Annotated in this window: 1 protein-coding gene; it reads right to left on the bottom strand. The window is 75.2% G+C overall.

The genetic code is table 11. The features are described 5' to 3' along the window. Window positions 1–40 precede the first annotated feature (40 nt). Window positions 41–2,694: ATP-binding protein (locus ACIQOV_RS36315; RefSeq protein WP_401055074.1), on the bottom strand; the 2,654-nt coding region annotated here is incomplete at its 5' end.

The following is a 2,694-nucleotide window of genomic DNA, read 5'->3' as shown; positions in this document are numbered from 1 at the left end:
CGGGAGCCCGGGGAGCCCGCGGAGCCCGCGGAGCCCGGGGCTAGCCGATCAGCCCCTCCAGCAGCTCGAAGGCCTGCTCCTGGGACGTCCCGACCCCGCCGGCCCGGGCCTCCTCGTACTCGGCGTCGCCCATCAGCTCCCGCAGGACGGCCTCCGTGCGCGCCCGCTCGGACCGCTCCAGGTAGCCGCCCTTGGGGCCGTTCAGCCCACCGTGCGCGCCGATCAGCACCGCCGCCGCCCGGGCCCGCTCCAGGTCCCCGTCGCGCCGGGCGAAGCTGCACAGCACCGCCGTCACCGCGGGCACCACCATGACCGTCATGTGCTCGGCGAAGCCGCTCGCCGCCGTCACCGCCCGCAGCTGCCGCCAGCCGTCGCGCAGCAGCTCGAACCCCGCCTCCGGATCGCCGGCCCGGGCCGTGATCCAGCCCCGGGCGCTCAGCAGCATCCCGGTCACCAGGCTCGGCGCGAAACCGCCGACCCGGACCGTGTCCAGCTCGTCCAGCTCGGCCAGCGCCAGCTCGAACTCGCCGCGCTGGGCGTGCAGACCGCAGAGCGTCAGGTGGCCGAACATCAGGGCCCCGGTGGTGGACTGGTTGAGTCCCGGGGTCTCGATCGAGGCCAGCGCCTCCCGGACGACCCGCTCGCCGCGGTCCACGTCGTGCTCCAGCAGGGCGGTGCCCAGATTCACCCGCAGGATCGGCACCTCCAGCGGCGCCCCCAGCTCCTCGACCAGCCCGATCGCCCGCTCGTACGCCTCCGCGGCGGCCGCGGACTCACCCCGGTTGGCCAGCGACTCGCCGTGCGCCGACAGCGCCTGGGAGATCCCCCAGAGGTCGCCCGCCCGCTCGTACAGCTCCAGCGAGCGCTTGCCGTCCACGATGCTCTGCTCCGCGCCGCTCGGCCAGTCGTTCAGCATCCTGGCCCGCACCTGCAGGATGAACGCCAGGTCGCTCGGCCCACCGTACCGCTCGCAGCCGAGCACGGCGTCGTCCAGCAGGTCCTTCATCACCTCCAGGCGGCCGGCCAGGAACGCGCCGAACACCCGCATCAGCGCCGGGAAGCGGTAGGACTGCGGCAGGTCCGGGGTGTAGGCGTCCATCAGCCGCTGGGCGACCTCGACCGCCTCCGGGTCACCGAGGACGTCCAGGTTGCCCTCGAACAGCCCGATCAGCCGAAACATCGCGAGCAGCCGGCGGGCCTCCTCGACCACCGGCGCGGACAGCGGCGGCTCGTACACGAACACGCTGTGCTCCAGCGGCACCGCCCGCGGGGCGTCCGGGGCGAACGGGTCCGGGCCGAGCGCGCCGACCGCGGTGTACCAGGTGCGCGCCTCCATGCTGTAGCCGCGCAGCGACCAGTACCAGCTCATGCCGAGGGCGAGCAGCAGCGCCTGATCCTCGTCCCGCAGGTCGATCGCCCGGCGCAGCGCCGCGCGGATGTTGTCCTGCTCGCGCTCCAGCACCGCCAGCCAGTGCAGCTGCCGGGGGCCGTGGATCTGCGTGTCCGCGACCGAGATCATGGTGCGGAAGTGCGCCAGGTGACGGGCCTCGGTGGCGGCGCGGTCCGCGGCGGACGCGGCCAGGCGCTCGGTCGCGTACTCGTGGATGGTCTCCAGCATCCGGTAGCGCGGCAGGCTGGCCCCGTCCAGGTCGGCCACCAGCAGGGACTTGTCGACCAGCGACAGCAGCAGGTCGGCGACCTCGCCGGTGGCCACCTCGACGCCGTCGGCGCAGACCGCCTCGGCGTCCTCCAGCTGCCAGCCGCCCGCGAACACCGCGAGCCGGCGCAGCACCGCCCGCTCCCGCTTGCCCAGCAGGTCCCAGCTCCAGTCGACCACCGCGCGCAGCGTCTGCTGGCGCGGCAGCAGGGTGCGGCTGCCCGCGGTGAGCAGCGCGAACCGGCCGTCCAGCCGGTCGGCTATCTGGCGCGCCGTCATCACCCGCAGCCGGGCGGCGGCCAGTTCGATGGCCAGCGGCAGCCCGTCCAGCCGGCGGCAGATCTCGGCGCAGGCCTCCGGGTCGCCCTGCGGATCGAAGCCGGGACGGGCGGCGGCCGCGCGCTCGACGAACAGCCGCAGCGCGACCGGGTCGGGTAGCGGCTCCACCGGCAGCACCGTCTCCCCCGGCACGCCCAGCGGCTCGCGGCTGGTGGCGAGCACCGTCAGCCCGGGGCACTCGGCGAGCAGGACGTCGGCGAGGTCGGCGGCCGCCTGGATCAGGTGCTCGCAGTTGTCCAGGACGAGCAGCATCCGGCGGTGGCCGCAGTGCTCGACCAGCCGGCGCACCGGGTCCTCGGCCCGCTTCTCGATCACCTCGGCGACCATGCTGGTGCTGTGCAGCACGATCTCGCGCAGGCCGAGCGCCGAGACCACGGCGGCGGGCACCGCGTCCGGGCTCTCCAGCGGGGCGAGTTCGGCCACCCAGACGCCGTCCGGCCAGCCCCCGGCGGACTGCTCGGCGCGGCCGGCCTCCGTCGAGAGGCTGGTCTTGCCGGAGCCGCCGGGGCCGGTCAGGGTCACCAGCCGACGGTCCGTCAGCATCGCGCGCAGCGCGGCGAGATCGTCTTCGCGGCCGACGAAGCTGGTCAGCCGGCCGCGCAGGCTGCCGCCGGGGCGCGGGAGTTGGGGCGCCGCGGGGGCGGGGGTGCGCAGCAGCGCGAGGTAGAGCTCCTGGGTCTCGGCGGCCGGGTCGATGC

This window comes from Kitasatospora sp. NPDC091257 (assembly GCF_044757675.1).
GTDB lineage: Bacteria > Actinomycetota > Actinomycetes > Streptomycetales > Streptomycetaceae > Kitasatospora > Kitasatospora lactacystinica.
Note: the sequence above shows the minus strand (reverse complement) of the source record. Positions and strands in the feature narration are given on the sequence as shown.